The sequence below is a fragment of the Colwellia sp. E150_009 genome (genome assembly GCF_053543955.1).
On record NZ_JBHFOM010000051.1, the window covers coordinates 1 to 21,622 of the forward strand.

19 protein-coding genes and 1 tRNA gene are annotated in these 21,622 nt (G+C 35.9%); 9 read left to right on the top strand and 11 right to left on the bottom strand.

What is annotated here, in order from left to right:
- Positions 1-186: 186 nt before the first annotated feature.
- From ACE1OF_RS17200 to fdxA, 4 genes are all read right to left on the bottom strand, one after another.
- Positions 187-261 (bottom strand) — tRNA-Val (locus ACE1OF_RS17200).
- 93 nt (positions 262-354) lie between these two features.
- Entirely contained in the window at positions 355-1,722 is a 1,368-nt protein-coding gene (locus ACE1OF_RS17205; protein WP_448895999.1) for an MATE family efflux transporter, read from the bottom strand.
- 166 nt (positions 1,723-1,888) lie between these two features.
- Positions 1,889-2,797, bottom strand: a complete 909-nt coding sequence (locus ACE1OF_RS17210; protein ID WP_448895951.1) for a fructosamine kinase family protein — start codon at positions 2,795-2,797, stop codon at positions 1,889-1,891.
- A gap of 111 nt (positions 2,798-2,908) precedes the next feature.
- The gene (fdxA, locus tag ACE1OF_RS17215) at positions 2,909-3,238 is read right to left on the bottom strand and encodes a ferredoxin FdxA (RefSeq protein WP_448895953.1); all 330 of its coding nucleotides are present in this window, start codon (positions 3,236-3,238) and stop codon (positions 2,909-2,911) included.
- A 145-nt stretch (positions 3,239-3,383) separates the two neighbouring features.
- Between fdxA and ACE1OF_RS17220 the strand changes: the two genes are divergently transcribed.
- Positions 3,384-5,063, top strand: coding sequence for an NAD(P)/FAD-dependent oxidoreductase (locus tag ACE1OF_RS17220; RefSeq protein ID WP_448895955.1), 1,680 nt, complete (start codon positions 3,384-3,386; stop codon positions 5,061-5,063).
- 12 nt (positions 5,064-5,075) lie between these two features.
- Here the strand turns inward: ACE1OF_RS17220 and ACE1OF_RS17225 are convergent, their stop codons facing one another.
- On the bottom strand, positions 5,076-6,035 hold the full coding sequence (locus tag ACE1OF_RS17225; protein ID WP_448895956.1) for a GGDEF domain-containing protein: 960 nt from the start codon (positions 6,033-6,035) through the stop codon (positions 5,076-5,078).
- Positions 6,036-6,495: 460 nt separating this feature from the next.
- Between ACE1OF_RS17225 and thrS the strand changes: the two genes are divergently transcribed.
- The 5 genes from thrS to ACE1OF_RS17250 all read left to right on the top strand — a co-directional run bounded on the left by thrS (position 6,496) and on the right by ACE1OF_RS17250 (position 11,279).
- The gene (thrS, locus tag ACE1OF_RS17230) at positions 6,496-8,406 is read left to right on the top strand and encodes a threonine--tRNA ligase (protein WP_448895958.1); all 1,911 of its coding nucleotides are present in this window, start codon (positions 6,496-6,498) and stop codon (positions 8,404-8,406) included.
- Positions 8,407-8,585: 179 nt separating this feature from the next.
- Positions 8,586-9,143: a translation initiation factor IF-3 gene (gene infC / locus ACE1OF_RS17235; RefSeq protein ID WP_448895960.1), complete on the top strand. Its 558-nt coding sequence runs from the start codon at positions 8,586-8,588 to the stop codon at positions 9,141-9,143.
- 199 nt (positions 9,144-9,342) lie between these two features.
- A complete protein-coding gene (gene rpmI / locus ACE1OF_RS17240; RefSeq protein ID WP_448895961.1) occupies positions 9,343-9,537 on the top strand; it encodes a 50S ribosomal protein L35 in 195 nt (64 codons plus the stop codon).
- Positions 9,538-9,552: 15 nt separating this feature from the next.
- Entirely contained in the window at positions 9,553-9,912 is a 360-nt protein-coding gene (rplT, locus tag ACE1OF_RS17245) for a 50S ribosomal protein L20 (RefSeq protein ID WP_448895963.1), read from the top strand.
- A 263-nt stretch (positions 9,913-10,175) separates the two neighbouring features.
- Positions 10,176-11,279: a phosphoribosylaminoimidazolesuccinocarboxamide synthase gene (locus tag ACE1OF_RS17250; protein ID WP_448895965.1), complete on the top strand. Its 1,104-nt coding sequence runs from the start codon at positions 10,176-10,178 to the stop codon at positions 11,277-11,279.
- Positions 11,280-11,498: 219 nt separating this feature from the next.
- Here ACE1OF_RS17250 and dcd read toward each other — a convergent pair whose 3' ends face one another.
- The gene (dcd, locus tag ACE1OF_RS17255) at positions 11,499-12,098 is read right to left on the bottom strand and encodes a dCTP deaminase (protein ID WP_448895966.1); all 600 of its coding nucleotides are present in this window, start codon (positions 12,096-12,098) and stop codon (positions 11,499-11,501) included.
- A gap of 57 nt (positions 12,099-12,155) precedes the next feature.
- Positions 12,156-13,295: an iron-sulfur cluster carrier protein ApbC gene (gene apbC / locus ACE1OF_RS17260; protein WP_448895968.1), complete on the bottom strand. Its 1,140-nt coding sequence runs from the start codon at positions 13,293-13,295 to the stop codon at positions 12,156-12,158.
- A 131-nt stretch (positions 13,296-13,426) separates the two neighbouring features.
- Between apbC and metG the strand changes: the two genes are divergently transcribed.
- The 3 genes from metG to tsaA all read left to right on the top strand — a co-directional run bounded on the left by metG (position 13,427) and on the right by tsaA (position 17,063).
- A complete protein-coding gene (gene metG / locus ACE1OF_RS17265) occupies positions 13,427-15,568 on the top strand; it encodes a methionine--tRNA ligase (RefSeq protein ID WP_448895970.1) in 2,142 nt (713 codons plus the stop codon).
- A 315-nt stretch (positions 15,569-15,883) separates the two neighbouring features.
- Positions 15,884-16,309, top strand: a complete 426-nt coding sequence (gene rcsF, locus ACE1OF_RS17270; protein ID WP_448895972.1) for an Rcs stress response system protein RcsF — start codon at positions 15,884-15,886, stop codon at positions 16,307-16,309.
- Positions 16,310-16,343: 34 nt separating this feature from the next.
- Positions 16,344-17,063, top strand: a complete 720-nt coding sequence (tsaA, locus tag ACE1OF_RS17275) for a tRNA (N6-threonylcarbamoyladenosine(37)-N6)-methyltransferase TrmO (protein ID WP_448895974.1) — start codon at positions 16,344-16,346, stop codon at positions 17,061-17,063.
- Between the two features lie 42 nt (positions 17,064-17,105).
- On the opposite strand, the gene ACE1OF_RS17280 is transcribed toward tsaA, so the two are convergent.
- The 4 genes from ACE1OF_RS17280 to ACE1OF_RS17295 form a co-directional block, all read right to left on the bottom strand.
- Positions 17,106-17,612, bottom strand: a complete 507-nt coding sequence (locus ACE1OF_RS17280; protein WP_448895975.1) for a hypothetical protein — start codon at positions 17,610-17,612, stop codon at positions 17,106-17,108.
- 120 nt (positions 17,613-17,732) lie between these two features.
- Positions 17,733-18,737 (bottom strand): PEP-CTERM sorting domain-containing protein, encoded by a 1,005-nt coding sequence (locus ACE1OF_RS17285; protein ID WP_448895977.1) that lies wholly within the window; start codon positions 18,735-18,737, stop codon positions 17,733-17,735.
- 324 nt (positions 18,738-19,061) lie between these two features.
- Positions 19,062-20,840, bottom strand: a complete 1,779-nt coding sequence (gene ggt, locus ACE1OF_RS17290; RefSeq protein ID WP_448895978.1) for a gamma-glutamyltransferase — start codon at positions 20,838-20,840, stop codon at positions 19,062-19,064.
- An 83-nt stretch (positions 20,841-20,923) separates the two neighbouring features.
- Positions 20,924-21,574: a tRNA-uridine aminocarboxypropyltransferase gene (locus tag ACE1OF_RS17295; RefSeq protein ID WP_448895979.1), complete on the bottom strand. Its 651-nt coding sequence runs from the start codon at positions 21,572-21,574 to the stop codon at positions 20,924-20,926.
- Positions 21,575-21,622: the final 48 nt, after the last annotated feature.

The following is a 21,622-nucleotide window of genomic DNA, read 5'->3' on the forward strand; positions in this document are numbered from 1 at the left end:
AATGCAGTAGAGCTTGGAATAGTTTTATATCTGATGCCTCTAGAGTGATCAAATTATGCTCTAGAGACTGGATAAAGGTGGGAACTTAATTAATGCAATTGGTATTAGACAGAGTTTAAAAAATATAAAAAAACCGATAAACTTAACAATAAGATATCGGTTTTTATGGGGTAAATGACTCTAATATGGTGCGCGGTAAGTGATTCGAACACTTGACAACTCGCAAGTCAGGCGAGGACTCTACCACTGAGCTAACCGCGCAAAAGTGGTTTGTTGAATAACTCAACGGGCGCTATGTTAGCCGTCAACTTATGTGCTTGCAAGCGGTTTTGTTCAATTTAGCTCAAATAAAGTTTAATTGCTTGTTTTTAAATCAATACGTCGTTGAACTACGCGTAAACGCCAAGCAAGTAGAATTGCCGCTGTTGTTAAACCAACAATAAACCCAATCCAAAAACCGTAAGGCCCCATTTTAGGCACAACCCAATTGGTAATGCCTAAAATCAAGCCAACGGTTAAGCCCACTAACCAATATGAAACAAAAGTGATATATAAAATAGATTTAGTGTCTTTATACCCTCGAAGTGCACCAGCTGAAACGACTTGAACAGTATCTGAAAACTGATATAAAGTCGCTAGTAACATAATGCTTGCAGCAAGTTTTATCACTGAAAGGTCAGTAGTATAGATACTAACAATAGGTACTCTAAAAACAACAGTAATTATGGCGGTAAACACAGCTAACAGTAGCCCTAGATAAATAGCATGATAGGTATAATCTTTTGCTTGATGGTGATTATTATGACCAATAGCATTACCCACTTTGATTGTTGTTGCCATTGCCAAACTTAGTGGAATCATAAAAATCAAACCACTAAAGTTCAGGGCTATTTGGTGGCTAGCGACAGTTTCTGCGCCAAAAGGCACTAAAATTATAGCCACAACAGCAAATAAGCTTACTTCAAATAAAAGTGACAAAGCGATAGGAATACCTAACCTTAAAATATTTTTAATTTTGTCAAGATCGGGCCAGTAAAACTTTTCAAAAAGTGGTGCTTGTTTTAATGTTTTGGAAGCAAAAGCATAAATAAGCATGCCAATAAACATTACCCAGTAAACAATTGCTGTGGCAACACCGCAACCTGCTCCACCTAATGCTGGTACACCAAATTCACCATAAATAAAAATGTAATTAGCAGGAATGTTAATGATTAAGCCAACAATACTAATAATCATAGTTGGTTTAGTGTAGGAAAGTCCTTCAGCGTAGTTTCTTAAAACTAAATACAAACAGTAACCAGGAGCACCCCAAATAATATATTGTAAGTAATCAAGTAATAAAGGCTTTAAATTGCTTTCTAATTCAATAGAAGGTGCAATAATAGGGACGATCAGATAATATAATCCAATAAGAGATAAACCTAATGTGAAGGCAATCCAAGCAGTTTGATAGGTTTGTTCGCTAATCGAAATATAGTTCTTTGCTCCGTCAAGTTGAGAAACAATTACAGCAAGTGCCATAATTAAACCGTAAATTGTTAAAATAAGCGGTAACCAAATACTGTTAGCCACGGCAACAGCTGCCATGTCGATAGCACTAACACGGCCAGCCATTACGATATCAACAAACCCCATTAAATTTTGAATTAATTGTGCAATTAAAATAGGGTAAGCAAGTTTAGCTAAACTTTTAGTATGAGAAAAAAACGCGGTGAAATTCATTAAGTGTGGAATACAGATAGTTGAAAACAAAATAGTTCCGCCATCATATTGAATAAGGTAGGCACAGGCAACTAATAAAAGGGAGTTAGTTCATAGTTTTAATAATAGGACGAATAATACAGGTTAATATAATCTATGGTGAATATGCTATTTTAGATTGGCGGCATTAAGATGAGGTTGATGACATTATTCGTGAAAGCGTTGCTTTTGCTTGATCAATATATATACCACCAAAAATATTGGCGTGGTTTAGGATATGGTAAAAATTGTATACTAGTTTTCTATGATCATAGCCTTCACATAGTGGATATTGAGCTTGATAACCACGATAGAAATCAAGCGGGAATTGACCAAATAACTCAGTCATTGCAATATCTACTTCGCGGTCACCATAATAACAAGCAGGATCAAATATTATACCTTGCTCAATTGTAAAGCCTGTATTTCCTTGCCATAAATCGCCATGCACCAAACAAGGTGTAACATAGTGATGTAATAAAGCATCGTGACAAATGTTTGCAATATGATTAATGTTTCCTAATAAAATTGATTTTTCACTTAATAGTTGCAGTTGCCATGCTATTCTCTGTTCTGAAAAGAATGTTGTCCAATTACTACTCCAGTTATTGGGCTGAATTGTGTTACCAATATAATTATTGTATTGCCAGCCAAATTGGCCATGAGAAGTTTCTTGATGCATTTGCGCTAATTGTTGCCCAAGTTGGTACCAAAGCACAGGTTTTGCTTGACCAAACTCAATATAATCAAGTACCAGAAAACTTCTGTCTAAACTAATACCTAGGGTAATGATGTCTGGACAAGCAATGTTCGTGAGTTTTTTTAATTGCGTTAGCGAGTAAGCTTCTGCGCGGAAGTGAGTAAGTTTTTCTTTACTGTTTAACTTTACAAAATAGTTTTGTTTGCCGTTAGAAATTTTGAAAGCAAGGTTGAGTTTTTTGCCGTAAGAATCAACAAGGCTTTCATGAGAAAGCCCAGCAGATAAAGGCTGTTTTTCTAATATTTTAAAAGGTTCGCCTGTTTTAGCTATAATTGCTTGTTCTATCTGATGCCACATAGTAACCACCCATGTTTGAGATTTTTATCAAAGCAAGTTCAAAAGACACTGTTAAAATATAAGTGAAGTATAGCTTTATTTGTAAAAACTGCTTGGTGATTAGTTTTATGGTTAGTTTTCTATTTTAAGGTGTTTTAATTTGTTTTTAACTCCATCCCATTCATCAGCGTCTATTGGCGCGGGTTTAACTTCTGTGATCCGTGGCCATGTTTTAGCTAAATCTGCATTTAATTGAATAAACTCTTTTTGATCTTCTGGTACATCATCTTCTTGATAAATAGCGCCAGCAGGGCATTCAACAGGGCATAAATCACAATCAATACAGTCGTCTGGATTTATAACAAGAAAATTAGGCCCCTCAAAAAAAGCTTCGGCAGGGCATACCGCCACGCAATCAGTATATTTACAACGAATACAGTTATCAGTTACCACAAAAGCCATGTTTTAAAATTCTCACCAAACTACGTTGTGTAGATCATACCTTGCTTTATTTTAAATTCAATCTGTTGTTTTCATTGGTATGAGTCTGACTATCAGGTAAAATGCCGCCATTATTTGTATACCCTCTACTTTTGGATATAAAACCATGTTGCGTTTAACTGATATTAAATTACCTTTAAATCATTCTGATAATGCTATTGAGCAAGCAATATTGCAAAAGCTAGAGATTACTAAGCATGAATTAGTTGATTTCACCGTGTTTAAGCGTGGTTATGATGCTCGTAAGAAAAGCAATATTGTTCTTATTTATACTTTAGACGTTAAGACCACTAAAGAGACGGTTTTATTGGAACAATTTAGCAAAGACTCACAGGTAAAATTAACACCTGATATGGCCTATAAATTTGTTGCACAAGCACCTGAAAAGTTGAAACATCGCCCCATTGTTATAGGAATGGGGCCTTGTGGTTTGTTTGCTGGCTTAGTATTGGCTCAAATGGGCTTTAAGCCAATTATATTAGAGCGCGGTAAAGCGGTAAGAGATCGAACCAAAGATACTTTTGGTTTTTGGCGTAAAAAAATACTCAATACTGAGTCAAACGTTCAATTTGGTGAAGGGGGGGCAGGTACCTTTTCTGATGGTAAATTGTACAGCCAAGTAAAAGATCCCAAGCATTATAGCCGAAAAGTGCTGCATGAATTTGTTGATGCTGGTGCCCCCGAAGAAATATTGTATGTAAGTAAGCCGCATATTGGCACGTTTAAGTTAGTTACCATGGTTGAAAAAATGCGAGCAAAAATTTTTGAACTTGGCGGTGAAGTACGGTTTGAACAAAAAGTTGAAAAAATTCATTTTGAAAATGATGAAACTACTTCTTTTGATAATGATGTATTGACAGATTTTCAAGCTAAAGAAGTGGTAGGCTTAACCTTATCAACGGGTGAATATATCAAGACTAATCATATAGCATTAGCGATTGGTCATAGTGCGAGAGATACCTTTAAAATGCTGCATGAACAAGGTGTTTACATTAAGGCTAAACCATTTTCCGTAGGCTTTCGTATTGAGCATGAACAATCAGTTATTGATGAAGCACGTTTTGGTGACAATGCGGGTAATGAAATTTTAGGCGCTGCAGATTACAAATTAGTACACCATGCTAGTAATGGTCGTAGTGTGTATAGTTTTTGTATGTGCCCGGGCGGTACTGTTGTTGCGGCAGCATCGGAAGCAGGCCGTTTAGTGACCAATGGTATGAGCCAATATTCACGCCATGAACGTAATGCAAACAGTGCCATTGTTGTTGGCATTGAACCTAAAGACTATACCGAAGGCCAATTTGCAGCAACTACAAATTCTGTCTTAGCGGGCGTTGAATTTCAGCGTCGGTTAGAAGAACAAGCGTTTAATATGGGCGGAAGTAATTACAATGCGCCAGTACAACTTGTTGGTGATTTTTTAGCAGGTAGAAAGAGTGGCGAACATGGTAGTGTTATTCCATCTTATAAACCTGGTGTAACTTATACTGACTTAAGTGAAGCACTACCAGATTATGCTGTTGAAGCTATACGTGAAGCACTACCTGCTTTTGAACGAAAAATTAAAGGTTTTTCTATGAATGAGGCTACATTAACCGCTGTTGAAACGAGAACGTCATCACCTATACAAATAACACGAGATAGAGAAACTTTACAAAGTTTAAATGCTAAAGGCCTATATCCTGCTGGAGAAGGTGCAGGTTACGCTGGTGGTATTTTATCAGCAGGTATCGACGGTATTAAAATAGCCGAGGCAATGGCGCTTTCGATATGTGCCAAGAATTAATTTAGTATTGTGTTAAAAAACTCTATTTCTTCCTGCTTCTTTCGCTTTATATAAGAGGTTGTCAGCACGGCTAACCCATTTTTCAGGCGTGTCGTTAGTGCGGTATTCAGCAACACCGATTGATAGTGTTAATTTTATATCGTATTCGAATATATGATTTTCTACAATGTAACGTATTTTTTCAGCCCGTTGTTTTGCGGAATCTAAACTCATATTTAATGGCATTATAATGAGTTCATCCCCACCAAACCGGTATAAGGAATCGAGTACGCGAGTATATTGTTTAATTAAGTTACAAGTGGTAATGAGAACATTATCACCAATAGCATGACCGTAATTATCATTTATATGTTTAAAATTGTCTAAATCGATGAGGATTAAACACATATCATAAGCTTGTCTATGTTGGCTTGCTATTACATCTAATAATTTCTTGTCTAAAGCTCGTCTGTTTCCTGTGGACGTTAGTTGATCAATGGTTGCTAATGCTTCAAAATCGACTATCTTTTTTTCATAAGACCTAAACATAATAAACGAAAATGCTGAAGTCATGGCTGTTGTCAATAAAATGGTTAGCACATTAATCAAATCAGATTCAGTTGATATTATAAATGATACCGTTGTAATTAATACTGCGCATAGCACTGTTGCAACCTTTGCAGGAATTAAGTAATAGATTGTAATAATAACGGGATACACCCAATAAACTTGGAGTTGTCCTTTTGTTGCAATACTAGCGGCGGAAGCAATCACTAAAAAAATGGCAAATAAGAGTTTTGTAATATCAACTTTTCGAGTTATTAGAATATAGACAAAAAGCATTGCCATTGTGACTGAAATAATTAGATCAATAATGGCGATAGGTATATCGTTATTTAACCAACGAATAGTGGCAAAAAAGCCTACAATGAGCGCTGCTAGAGCCGTTAAAGATAATAATACTATTTCAGATGTTGTTCTTTTATTGTTCATGCTATCCTGCTTATGCTTTCCTTATGTCGAAGTAATATAATATATTATAGACATTATTCCTTTACGTTATCATACTTACCATAATATTATCAGAATGTCTGCTTTGAATTATTTACACCTTGATATTTTATAGGTTGACTTATGCAATTGACTGATTTTACAGGCCATTGTTTTCACCTACTATTGCTAGGTATATTAAACCAAATATAAATGCAATTTTGGTCTCAATAGATAGTTTTTCTTTTTTTGTTATATTTTATGTGCTTATTGTGATATTTAATGCGGTAATAGTGCATGCATATAGTTGATTCATTTGCTATAATCCCGTGCCTGATTTTAGACAGTGCGTTTTTAATAGCAATGGTGTTTTTCTTCTCGTATATCAAATTCTAGTATTATCACATACTAAAATATGGCACCTAGCTTTACATAATAAATTGAAATATAAAGGTTTTAATAAATGCCGATAATAACTCTCCCTGATGGCTCACAACGTTCATTTGAGAATGCCGTATCCGTAATGGATGTTGCCCTTGATATAGGTCCAGGTCTTGCTAAAGCAACAATAGCAGGGCGTATTGACGGAAATCTTGTTGATGCATGTGAGTTAATTACTCAAGACGCTAATTTGCAACTTATTACCAGCAAAGATAGTGAAGGTCTTGAGATCATTCGCCATTCATGTGCGCATTTATTGGGGCATGCTATTAAGCAATTATATCCTAATGTTAAAATGGCTATAGGACCAACCATTGATAATGGTTTTTATTATGATGTTGATCTAGATGAATCAATTACCGAAGATGATTTAGCTAAACTTGAAAAGCGCATGACTGAATTGGCACGCACAGGTTATGAAGTTGTCAAGAAAACAGGCACTTGGCAAGATGCATACGATGCCTTTACTGAACGCAGTGAACCATATAAATTAGAAATTCTTGATCAGAATATTGAGAAAACAGATACACCTGCTTTATATTATCATCAAGAATATATCGATATGTGTCGTGGACCGCATGTACCAAGTATGCGTCATTGTCATCATTTCAAATTAATGAAGGTTGCTGGTGCCTATTGGCGCGGTAATTCTGACAATAAAATGCTACAACGCATTTACGGTACAGCTTGGGCTGATAAAAAACAACTGAAAGCTTATATTGTTCGTTTAGCTGAGGCAGAAAAACGTGATCACCGTAAAATTGGAAAAACGTTAGATTTATTCCATTGGCAAGAAGAAGCGCCAGGCATGGTGTTTTGGCATAACGATGGTTGGACGATTTACACAGAATTAGAAAAATTTGTTCGTGAAAAATTACGAGAGTATGATTACGATGAAGTTAAAGCCCCAATGATGATGGACAGAAGTCTTTGGGAAAAGTCAGGGCATTGGGATAAGTATGCTGATGGTATGTTTACCACAGAATCTGAAAAGCGTGAATACGCAATAAAACCAATGAATTGCCCTGGCCATGTGCAAATTTTTAATCAAGGCTTGAAATCGTATCGAGATTTACCGTTGCGTATTGCTGAGTTTGGTTGTTGTCATCGTAATGAACCGTCAGGGTCTTTACACGGTTTAATGCGTGTTCGTGGCTTTACTCAAGATGATGCACATATTTTCTGTATGGAATCACAAGTTCAAGCAGAAGTAACAAAATGTATCGAAATGGTTTATGATATATACGGTTCGTTTGGTTTTGAAGATATTGTTGTTAAACTGTCTACTCGTCCAGAAAACCGTATTGGTAGTGATGAAATTTGGGATAAAGCTGAGGCTGGTTTAGCACAAGCTTTATCAGACAGTAATATCAAATTTGAATACTTACCAGGTGAAGGTGCATTTTATGGACCTAAAATTGAATTTACCCTAATGGATTGTTTAGGTCGTGCTTGGCAATGTGGAACAGTACAACTTGATTTCGCATTACCCGAGCGACTAGGTGCAACTTATGTGGGTGAGGATAACGAGCGTTATATTCCCGTAATGATTCACCGTGCTATTTTAGGTTCACTTGAACGTTTTATTGGTATTTTAATAGAAGAATTTACTGGAAAATTTCCAACGTGGTTATCGCCAATTCAAGCAACAATTATGAATATTACCGACAAACAGGGTGAATATTGTGAAAAAGTTGCTAAAAAACTCAAAGAAAGTGGATTTAGAGCAAAACTAGACTTGAGAAATGAGAAAATAGGCTTTAAAATCCGCGAGCACACTTTAAAGAGAGTCCCTTACCTTTTAGTTGTCGGTGACAAAGAAATGGAAGCAGGCGAAATTGCTATAAGAACTCGAAGTGGAGAAGATTTAGGGAAAATGTCTGTTGATGACTTTATCGTAAAATTAGATGAAGAAGTTAAAACAAGAAAATAACAGGCAATAAATATCATTAATGTTTTTAAGTGATAAAAATTATCATTTAAAAAGTAGATATTTCTAATTAAATTTAAAAGAAAGCGTAGAATTGAAACATGTTCATAAATGCTTTTGACAAATAGTGAAAGAAATATCAATTTATAAGTAAATTAATAAAAGGTTTCTGTAGGAGGAACATGGCTATTAAAGGTGGACAACGAGGCGGGCAAAAAGAGCCAGCACATCGTTTAAATGAGTTAATCACAGGTATTGTTGATAACGAAGTTCGTTTGATTAAGTTTGACGGAGAAGCAGGTGGTATTGTTTCATTAGATGAAGCAATGAACCAAGCTGAGGAAGCGGGTGTAGATCTTGTAGAAATAAGCCCTACCGCCAAACCACCCGTTTGTCGTGTAATGGATTACGGCAAGTTTATCTACGAAAAAGCCAAAGAACAGAAAGAACAACGTAAAAACCAAAAACAAATTCAGGTTAAGGAAATAAAATTCCGACCTGGTACAGATGAAGGTGATTATCAGGTGAAATTACGTAGCCTGAGACGCTTTTTAGAAGGCGGCGACAAGGTCAAGGTAACATTACGTTTCCGTGGTCGTGAGATGGCCCACCAAGAGCTTGGCTTAGAGCTTTTAACTCGCGTTAAAAACGATTTAGAAGATTTAACCGTACTTGAGTTCTTCCCTCGTAGAGCGGAAGGGCGTCAAATGGTGATGGTTCTAGCCCCTAAAAATAGATAATCTTTGGTTTGACAAGTAATTAACCTTTTAATTTTTAACAGGTTAATTCACCAATTTTATCTTTACGCTGGTAGTAAAGGCTTGCAAGTAAATTAATATTTTGCATTATTGCTTAGGTATTAGTTTCGCCCTCGCTACTTAATATTTGGCATATACCCCCATTTTTAATGGTAAGGTATAAATTAAAGAGTTATAAACAATGCCTAAAATGAAAACCAATAAAGGTGCTGCAAAGCGCTTTAAAAAAACAGCTTCTGGCTATAAGTTCAAACAAGCTGGCTTACGTCATATTTTGACTAAACGCCGTACTAAAGTTAAGCGTCATTTACGTGCTAAATGTATGATCGCTGCTGCTGACATCAAGTCAGTTAAAAAACTTTTACGTCACGGTTAATAGGAGAAATAGAAAATGGCAAGAGTAAAACGTGGTGTACAAGCTCGTGCACGTCATAAAAAAGTTCTAAAGCAAGCTAAAGGTTACTACGGTGCTCGTAGTCGCGTTTATCGCGTTGCTTTCCAAGCTGTAACTAAAGCTGGCCAATACGCTTACCGTGACCGTCGTCAACGTAAACGTCAATTTCGTCAACTTTGGATTGCTCGTATTAATGCAGCAGCTCGTCAAAATGGTTTATCTTATAGCCGTTTCATTAATGGCCTTAAAAAGGCTACTATTGAAATCGATCGTAAGATCCTAGCTGATATTGCAGTATATGACAAAGCAGCTTTCACATTCTTAGTAGAAAAAGCACAGGCTGCTTTAGCTGCATAAGAATTGAAAAAAGTTTGACCAGATAAGGACGCCAATAGGCGTCCTTTTCTTTTTGATACGTTTTCTGAATAATGCCGTGATTACGGCATCAAACATATTTATTAGTGGCTATAAAGTTTACGTATTTATACTTATTGCGTGCAGCATATAACAAAAAGTACTCATAAGATTAAAGTAACGAATGCTATTTTATTTGATACAAATAACGTCTAAAGATATCATTCGCTACAATTAATTTAACTCTTAATGTTAAGGTCTACCCCATGAATCTAGCTGATAAAGTTTTAGCGGTAAATAATGATTTACCTATCCGTACTGATGCGCCTGTCCATAGTGGCAAAGTTCGTAGTGTGTATTGGTTAACGGAGGCTGATAGCGCACGCCTTATTGAAGAAAAAGGCTATAGCGTACCTAGTGATACACCGTTAGCTATTATGGTCATTAGTGACCGAATTTCTGCTTTTGATTGTATTTGGCAGGGTGAGGGTGGTATGAAAGGTGTTCCAGGCAAAGGGGCTGCATTAAATGCTATTTCAAATCATTGGTTTAAATTATTTAAAGAGCAAGGACTTGCCGAAAGTCATATTCTTGATATTCCCCATCCATTTGTTTGGATAGTACAAAAAGCAAAACCCGTTATGATAGAAGCTATTTGTCGTCAATACATTACAGGCTCTATGTGGCGTAGCTATGCTAAAGGTGAACGAGAATTTTGTGGAATTGAATTAACCGAAGGTTTAACCAAAGATTCTAAGTTGCCAACGTTGTTACAAACACCTTCAACTAAAGGTATTTTGAACAATATCCCAGGTGTGCCTGCTGTTGATGATGTAAATATTACCCGTAAGAACATTGAAGACAATTTTGAAGCGTTCAATTTTAAGTCTTTAGATGATATTGCTTTATATGAAAAATTGTTAACAGAAGGCTTTGACGTAATCTCAAATGCCTTGAGTAAGTTAGACCAAATATTTGTAGATACAAAGTTTGAGTTTGGTTATGTTACAGATAAAGCAGGCAATGACAAACTTATTTATATGGACGAAGTTGGTACACCTGATTCTTCACGTATTTGGGATGGTGAACAATACCGCGCAGGCAAGGTTGTTGAAAACTCAAAAGAGGGTTTCCGCCAACTTTTATTGAATCATTTTGATGATGCAGATATTTTATTGAATAAAGATCGCATGGATGAGCGCGAAGCTTTAGCACGCGATAATGAGTTGCCTTTGTCAGTGTTGATGGATGTATCTAAAACGTATACTGATATTGCTGAAAAAATTACAGGTAGCAAAGTCAAATTGAGTGATAATCCTAAAGCTGAAATTATTCAAATATTGCGTGAACAGTATCAGTTAATTGACTAGTATTTATTGTCTAATTTTGTATATTTAACCTGAACTCGGTTTAAGAGATAGTTAACAAATTGAAATACCAGTAAAAATTATTTTAATATATCTCTAGCTTGATAGTTTTTCTTAATTCAAGGCAAATTTCGCGTCAATAGCTGGCCTATTGCAAGTAAATTTAACGCAGAAGTAAGGAAAAACAGCTGCTAGAGAAACATTTGTTAAGCCGAGCTCAGGTTACTTATTTTCAGACTGCTTATCTTCACTAATTCTACTAGCAACGGCACCCTTTTGATCTCTGTACTTGGCATCTTCACGTTTATTGTAAGGACGTACCGCACTTGATGACATGGTTTCAAAGTTAAGTGCTGCTATTTTCATTTTTGGCCTTAACGCTAACGGAAGTTTACCTGAATTATAAAATTCTAAAACAATTTGTCCTGACCAACCGGGATCAATTCTGTGGGCGGTAACATGCACCATCAAACCAAGTCTTGCCAAAGAAGATCGCCCGTCTAACCAACCAACAATATCATCTGGTAACGTTACTGATTCATAAGTCACGGCTAATGCCAGTTCACCTGGATGTAAAAAGAAGGCATCGCCATCAGCAATAACAATTTCATCGCTCATAACTGAGTTCATGGCTTTTTGCATTTCGACTTTAGGGCCACTTAAGTCAATAAAGGGAGCTGCATGGGCTTGAAAAACACGAAATTCATTTCCTAACCGAATATCAACACTGACGCCTGAAATCATAGAACTGTCAGGTTTTGGGGAAATAATTATCTTTTCATCACTAAGGTGTTGTTCAATATCTTTATCGCTTAATCTCATAATTATTTTTCTTGTATTAGGTTTTAGTGTTATTAACTTATATCGTTTAAGGGTAGATTAATCTGTATATTCAATCGTTGCCGTAAGTGGGCTAGCATTATCAAGTTGTAAAAATAATTGCCCCGCAATATTACGCGCTATTCTACGGTACAAACATGCTATTTCACCAGCGCTATTTTCAATGACAGAAGATTGGCCAAAGTCAGCCTCTTGTCGAATATTAATATCAAGTGGTAATTGACCAAGTAATTGAGTTTGCTTTAATTTAGCCATTTGTTCACCACCCGCCTCACCGAAAATATGGCTTTTATGTCCACAATTTTCGCATAAGTGATAACTCATATTTTCAATAACCCCCAAGACAGGTACTTGCACTTTGTCAAACATAGCAATACCTTTTGCGGCATCAATTAATGCTATATCTTGTGGTGTTGTTACGATAACAGACGCCGCCACGGGGACTTTTTGCGCCAACGTTAATTGAATGTCTCCTGTTCCTGGTGGCATATCAATTATTAAATAATCTAATTCAGGCCATGCTGTTTCATTTAACAATTGATTGAACGCACCACTTGCCATAGGACCTCGCCAAACAGTTGCATCAGCTTCATCAACCAAAAAGCCAATTGACATAGCATGTAAACCATGTGCCTCTAACGGTATCATTAATTTACCATCATCAGAGCTAGGCTTAGCCATTTTCAAACCTAACAAGGTAGGAATAGATGGCCCGTAAATGTCAGCATCTAAAATACCAACTTTAGCCCCTTCGGCTATTAGCGCATAGGCAATATTTACCGCCGTTGTAGATTTACCTACTCCCCCTTTGCCAGAGGCTATCGCAATAATATTTTTTACATTATTACCGCTGCCATTCAATGAAAATGAGCGCACAGCGTTAATGTTTAAATTAACCATAAAATTAACAACACACTTTAATCGCTCTGTTAAGGACGTAGCTATACTATCTAACTCACCATGGCAAGGAAAAGGCATAGTGAGCGAAACTAATATTTCATTGGCCTTATCTGTGTTTATAATCAGATCAGAACAAACACTATAAACACCCTGTGGAAAATTTTTTGATTGATAGGATTTTAAGGTTTCTTCTATTACTTGTTTAATTTCTAATATTGATAAATCAGATGGCTGAGAGTTATTTGTATGACAAGCAGTATCAGACTCAGGTTGTCTCATCGAAGATTTACGCTTTTCACTTTTATTATTGAAGAACTTACCAAACATATTATGACATTAATCATTTGAGAATAAATGCTAAATTCTGTACTATTGCAGCCATTATTACCATCAAAAAACACAATTTATTCATGCCGACAACAACTTCATCACAATCAACAACAGAAAAACGTAAAATATTAGTAACTTGCGCATTACCTTATGCTAATGGTTCAATTCATTTAGGTCATTTACTTGAGCATATTCAAACAGATATTTGGGTAAGGTTTCAACGAATGCGTGGCCATGAAACGTATTTTGTTTGTGCTGATGATGCACACGGTACCCCAATAATGCTTAAAGCACAGGAATTAGGTATAACTCCTGAAGAAATGATTAATGGTGTTCGTGACGAACACATGGCTGACTTTGCCGATTTTCATATTAGCTTTGATAACTATCACTCAACACATAGCGAAGAAAATCAAGCACTAGCCAGTGACATTTATAATAAGCTGCATGCTAAAGGTCACATTAAAACGCGTACAATTTCTCAACTTTATGATCCAGAAAAAGGAATGTTCTTACCTGATCGTTTTGTGAAAGGCACCTGCCCTAAATGTAAATCTGAAGATGAGAATGGTGATAGCTGTGATAACTGTGGTGCAACCTATTCCCCCACAGAAGTTATTAATCCTCGTTCAGTGGTATCGGGCGCAACACCTGTATTGAAAGATTCAGAACATTATTTCTTCGACTTACCAGCATTTGAAGGTATGTTAAAAGAATGGATTCGCAGTGGCGCATTACAAGAAGAAATGGCTAACAAACTTTCTGAATGGTTTGAGCAAGGTTTAAAGCAATGGGACATTAGCCGAGATGCACCCTACTTTGGTTTTGAAATTCCTAATGCGCCTAATAAATTTTTCTATGTTTGGTTAGATGCCCCCATTGGTTATATGGGAAGCTTTAAAAACCTATGTAATAAAAAACCAGAAATTGATTTTAACAGCTTTTGGGCTGAAAATTCTGACGCTGAACTTTATCATTTTATTGGTAAAGATATTATTTACTTCCATAGTCTATTTTGGCCAGCAGTACTTGAAGGCTCTGGCTACCGTAAACCTACAAGTGTTTACGCTCACGGCTTTGTTACCGTGAATGGTGCAAAAATGTCTAAATCTAAAGGCACGTTCATTAAAGGCCGTACCTATTTAGACCATTTAAATCCTGAATACTTACGATATTACTATGCCGCAAAACTGACTAATCGTATTGATGATTTAGATTTAAATCTTGAAGATTTCGCCCAACGTGTTAATTCAGATTTAGTCGGTAAGGTTGTGAATATTGCTTCGCGCTGCGCAGGTTTTATCTCTAAACGATTTGACGGTATCTTATCCTCAACTATTGACGATCAAACACTCGCCGATGAAGTGATGAACGCTGGAGACAGTATTGCTGCACACTATGAAAGCCGTGATTATGGTAGAGCTATGCGCGAAATTATGGCGTTAGCTGATAAAGTAAACGAATACATTGCAGTAAAAGAACCCTGGCAACTTATTAAAGATGAAAGTGCCCAACAAGAGAAAAGTAAACAACAAGTACACGATATTTGCTCACTTGGCATTAATATGTTTCGTACCTTAATGATTTATTTAAAACCAGTACTACCCGTTTTAGCCGATAGCACTGCGACATTTTTAAATGACGAATTAATATGGAACGGACATAAAACATTATTAACAAACCACAAAATAAATAAATTTAAAGCATTATTACAACGTGTAGACATGGATAAAATAAATGCCATGACGGAAGCGTCTAAAGAAAACCTAGCCGTTAAAGAATCAGACAACAGTAGCAAAGCAATAGCTGCTAAAAGTAAAAAGCAGGAAAAAACTGTCGACAATTCTGCCGCGCTTGCGAACCCATTAGCCGTAGATCCTATTAGTGAAGAAATTCAGTTTGATGATTTTGCTAAAATTGACTTACGTATTGCAAAGATAATCAATGCCGAACACGTAGAGAAAGCAGAAAAACTACTTAAACTGACTTTAGCTCTTGATGAAAATGGCACTGAAACTCGTCAGGTATTCGCAGGAATAAAATCAGCCTATAAACCCGAAAATTTGATAGGCAAGCATACAGTAATGGTTGCTAATTTAGCGCCACGTAAAATGCGATTTGGAATGTCTGAAGGAATGGTACTGGCTGCTGGCCCTGGCGGACAGGATTTATGGATATTAAACCCAGATGAAGGCGCTAAAGCAGGTATGAGAGTTAAATAATAGAATTTAATTCTTCAATTTATACTGAAAATTAAATTAAATTAAATTAAATTAAAAAAAGGTATTGTGCAAAGCGATACCTTTTTTATTGATATGATACATATTAAATCAATAAAAACGGTAATACCATTAGTTTCATTAATTAAGTAATCTATTTTATACGTAGAAAAATTGCTAAATACAAGGCATTTATTTTAATAACTAGTTGTTCTAATTATTAAATGAATAACGATGTAGTGTGATTTTAGCAAGTAGAAATGATCACATAGTTAGTGATATTGGTATAAAACTTATTGAAGGTCAATTGGAGGCCAAGTGAACACTCAAACATACCATATAATACTCATTCTATTATTCATTTTTTTTACATCAAGTTGCAGTAATCGTTATGTATCAACGAATTTAGATAAAGAAAATTTTAGCCGCTATTTTTCACCTTCAAAGGTAAAAATTTATCAAAGTGAAAGTGATATTCAAGATCGCTACCAGTTTATTGATATTGTTGAAGGTCAAGACTGCCAAGTAAAAGCGCATCATGCAGCACCTGATAAAATTAACGCTCGTACTCAAGCAAGACAAGAAGCACATGCCCTACACGCTAATGCGATTGTTTTCTCTTCGTGTGCACTACTCTCACAAGCTCAACTAGCAAAACAAAGTATGAGTAATGACGCAAAACAATGCCATGCACTGGTTATTTGCTATGGTAAAGCTTATTCTGTTGATACAAATAACGAATAACATAATTAAAATATAGCTAAACTATAACTAAGTCATGACCCAAACAAACAAGATAACAATTAGCCCCATTGGCTTTGTAAATTCCCCCTACAAAGAGAAGTTTGCTATTCCCAGACAGCCAGGTTTGGTGAACGCAGCAAAAGGCACAATAACCTTATTAAATGAAATTAACCCTATTGACTGTATAAGAGAGCTTGAGCAGTTTAGCCATATTTGGATTTTATTTATTTTTCACGGCACACAATCTCAAAGTTGGAACCCCTTAGTTAGACCCCCAAGATTAGGAGGCAACAAAAAAGTTGGCGTGTTAGCGAGTAGATCAACCTTTAGACCAAATCCTATTGGTATGTCGGTAGTAAAGCTTGATAAAATAGAAAGAATTAAGCAAACGGTAACCATACATATTTCTGGTATGGATCTATTAGATCAAACGCCTATTGTTGATATAAAACCGTATATCCCCTACTCAGACTCATTACCTAATGCCTATGCGGGTTATGCGCAAACAGCGCCTAAACCCCCTCTAAAAGTCTCTTTTTCTGAGCGGGCGCAGCAAACATTAACAAAATATGAAAATATTTTACCCGATTTAGCCTTACTAATAAAACAGGTTTTATCACAAGATCCTCGCCCTGCTTACAAACAAAAGCAACTTGATTACAAATCCTACGGTATGAGGTTATATGATCTTAACGTGCAGTGGCAAATATTAAATAGTAATACAATTCAAGTAACTCAAATCGCTCCTTATTAACCTAGACTTACTCACTAAAAAAGAATTTATTTAATTTTTTTATTATTTTATTTCGCTCTCAGTACCCTCAAAAATAGTTTGTATGATATTTTCTAATTCAAACGGTTTATCTTTACTATAAGTGACACATTTTTCAAAGTTAGGTAAACTAAAACATATCGTTGTATTTGCGCTGTCCATCATACGCAAAGCTTTAGTACCTACTGAACCATCATTATTTAAAAATACTGAGAAACTAGTGTTGTAGTGTGTCGGAAGATCGAAAAATCTAATTTTATAAAAAGAATTAATTAGCGATACTACCTCTGTTGATGAATATTTAAATGGCTGTTCCTTACCCTTTAACTCAATAATAGAAGATCCATTGCCAGAAATAATAATTTGTTTTTTTGTAGACCCTTTAATCATACCAGCATGGCGGGTAAACTTAATTTCAAGGTCACTTAATAGATATTTATTAGGCGGAAAATTATTTACTGGCGAACGGTTATTACCTATGCCATCTGTAGCCATAGCGTTTGTCCCTGCAGTTAATAGTACACTTGCCATTACACTCGTTAATATACGTCGTAGATAAGTTGAAATGATAGTTACCTCGCTAAAAAAAGGGGAGCTTAAAAAGCTCCCTCACATTAATTTGTTCTGTATTCTTATTGTATTAATTTGTATTTAGCTATTCTTACGACGAATAAATAAAGCACACAACATACCAAATAAACCTAATGTAGTAGGCTCTGGTACGCTTGTTGTTGCGTTTCTCGTGTAACCAATATCAGTTAATACGCCAACATCTATAGGACTAAAGGTACGTGTTTCAGGTCCGTAACCACGGTCATACTTCATCATATCTGTAGGGAATGGAGCACCATCTATATGGCTACCACTACTACCGTCTGCCCATGAGGTTGGGCTATAAATACCAACTAAGTCACCACCATTAGCAGCAACAGCATTTGCACCACCAAAAAAGATACCACTACCAGTACCACCAGTTTTTGCATCATCCCATACGGTTTGATCTAACGTAGAATCACTTTGAATAATACTCTCACCGTTTGCATTTTGCAAAAAAGTGTCAAACATACTCCATTCGTTATTGAAAATACCAGAACCATCTTCACTAATCATCGAACCAAAACCAAGCGCATGGGTTAATTCATGAAATATTGCTGCAAAAAAATCAAACTTGTTAGGATCAGTATCATCTGAATCAACAGTCCACTCTGCCCCCCAATTCACATTAACACCACCATCTGTATTGCTACCTGTACCATCTGACAAAATAGTACCAAAACCATCACCATTAGCATCAACACCTGTTTGTAATTTGGTTTTAACAATTTCATTAACCACACAATTACCAGTACCTGAACAACCTGATGTTAAATAAGAGCCTGCTGATGCTAGTGTACTGCTAGCTGGATTATCGCTTGATGTCGCATCAAGATAAATAGTCCCTGAATTACTAAAATAATTACCAAATAAATTAGAATACAATGTACCAGCTTCTTCCATTGCTTCTTGTCTTGCAGCACCATAGGTAGCATCTAAGAAACCTACTCCAGGGTTAGAAACGTTATCCACATAATTAAATTCGAATATAATGTTAGCTTGCGACGGAAATGCGGTGATGGCTGCGAAAATTGAAGCAGCTATTATATTTTTTTTGTTCATGATTACAATGATCCTGTATTGTTATGATATTAATCTTAAACGCTTATAAATTTTATATGCTATTAGGGCTCTTTTACCATAATAAACATCAGCTAACGCAAAATTATAAGCTTCCACCCACTAAAGTAACGCAAAAACCACACCATAAAATGCAACTATTTGTTTTAAAATAAATTCTTAACTATTTTAGTTACCTTTTCTTATGCTGTGTAAAAAAATCTGACACCCATTTAAATTTATCGTTCTAAATATAAACAATAATTTTAATTGTTGTGTGTTTAAACTGTATTTTTAAATATTATATTTATACTGATAACATAGTGGTTACTTTGCTAGAACAACCCCCTCCCTTCTTGGATCTGCGCCACCAATAAAACCAGTTTTTGTTACTTCTATCGCGTGAATACCGCTATTCAAATCACGTATTTGTACGTTATGGCCTTTTGCTGCTAATGGTAATTGTAATAACTCTGCATTAGTGCCGCGTTCTAGGGTGGTAACATAGTTTCGATTAGTTATTTTGGGAAGGTTTATCGATTCTTGGGGATCAAGTTGCCAATCAAGAACACCAATAATCGTTTGGGCAACATAATTTATAATACGACTGCCACCTGGGGAACCTACCAGTAGTTTTAAACTATTATCTTTGCTAAAAACCATTGTCGGAGCCATTGAGCTTCTTGGCCGTTTATTCGCTTGAACCCTATTAGCAACCCATTTTCCGTCTTTTTTAGGTGCTAAAGAAAAATCAGTTAATTGGTTATTTAAAATGAACCCTTCTACCATTAAGGCTGAACCAAAGCCATTTTCAATACTACTGGTCATTGAAACCGCATTACCCTGCGCATCAATAATACTAAAATGTGAAGTGGATGGGCGCTCTATTGCATTATCATTTGCTAATGCTAAAGCACCTTCGGGTGTGCCAGAAACCGCTCTGCCCATGTCTTTATCTGCATTTATTAAAGCAGAACGTGATGCTAGATAATCAGTATTAATAAGCCCTGACACAGGCACTTGAACAAAATCAGCGTCAGCCACATATCGGTCTCTGTCGGCAAATGCCAACCGTGAACTTTGTGTAAACAAATGCATGGCTTCAACATTATTAGGTGGATATTTACCAAGATCAAAACGTGCTAATTGGCCAAGTATTTGAATAACTGCAATTCCGCCTGAACTTGGTGGCGCCATGCCACAAACATTATATTCTCTATAATTTCCGCAAACGGGGGCACGTTCAATAACTTGGTAATTAGCCATATCATTCATTGAAAGCAAACCTGGTGAAACAGCTGCATGCTGAACTTTTTCAACAATTTTTTCCGCAATCCATCCTTTATAAAATACATCTACACCTTCTTTAGCAATACTTCGGTAAACGTTTGCTAATTTCTTATTAACCAAAACATCACCCGCTTTAACTGATTTTCCGTTGGGAAAAAAATATTGATTAATTTCGGGTAAACGGTGAATTCCTGGATTAAAGTTCATACTTAACAGTTTTTCTAACCGTGGTGATACCACAAACCCTTTTTCAGCTAATGCAATTGTTTGTTTAAATAAATCTGCCCAAGGTAATTTTCCGTAGTAATCATGAGCCTTTTTCAAGGTTGCCATTAAACCAGGTACGCCAACAGAGCGGCCACCAACCACTGCTTCAATCCACTTTAATGGCTTACCTTCAGCATCTAAAAATAATTCACTGGTTGCTGCACTAGGAGCCGTTTCTCTACCATCAAAAGTGGTCATTTTTTTGTTTTTATTATCCCAATAAAGCATAAAAGTACCACCACCAATACCCGACGATTGCGGCTCTACAAGTGCTAACATAAGTTGTACGGCAATAGCTGCGTCAACAGCGCTTCCTCCTTGAGCCAAAACAGCAAAACCAGCTTTACTTGCATAAGGGTTTGCAGCAACCACCATAAACTGATCACCATAAACCGCTTTTTTAGTCATCAGGCCTGTTGCTGCTTCTGGTTCTCTAACTTCTCTTATATTGCTAACTTGTTTTTTTAGATCCGTAGTGTTTGCAAATATAGTGTTACTGATTAAAAGTAAACCAGCGGTTGATAAAGTAAATAAATTTTTTAATGTCATTAAAAGGTACGCTTATTTATGTAAGGTGAAAATATATAGTAGGGTCTGTTGATTTTTTATGTTTAAATTTTTATTTATAAAAACTATTTTCTAAAAGATAACTGAAACTGATTGAATTGTGAAAATTTATTTAAAAGTGGTTGATACCGTTTTGCATCAATACAGTATTTGCTTTCACCTAACTCAATGTTTAGCATGCTAATACTTAACTCTCCTTCAAGTAATGCTAATGCGTAACATGTTGCTTCTAAGCTTGATAACGCATTTTTTTTTGCCACTTTACGAATTAAGTACTGCCCACTATTAGCAATACTTTCAGGCAAACAAATTTGCGCAAGCGAATGTAAATTTTTTGATAACATAAACATACGATAAGCTTTTTTCCACGTACCATCGATTATAATAAGTAATAAAGGTTTTTCAGAATTAACACTAGTATTAGGGATTATGTAGTCAATAGCTAATGTGTCTGCCTCTTTAGAAGGATAAAGCAGCAATGCCTGATAATGCGATAATATTAAATTGAGTTCATCATGTTCAGTAAAATTTTCTCCAATAATTACTTGGCAATGCTTAAGTGAACGCTGTAACAAAGCAACAGTACCTTTAGTTTGAGTAACTTCACTGGGATGTTGTAATACCAACACTTTAATTTTATTTTCAGTTTTTAAAATAAACGAGCAAATACACGCTATAATTGGTCGTTGGCATTGTAAGCATAAATCTCTAGCCATAGAAGAAAAGCACCAAAGTATTAAAATTAATAAGACGACATTGTATAC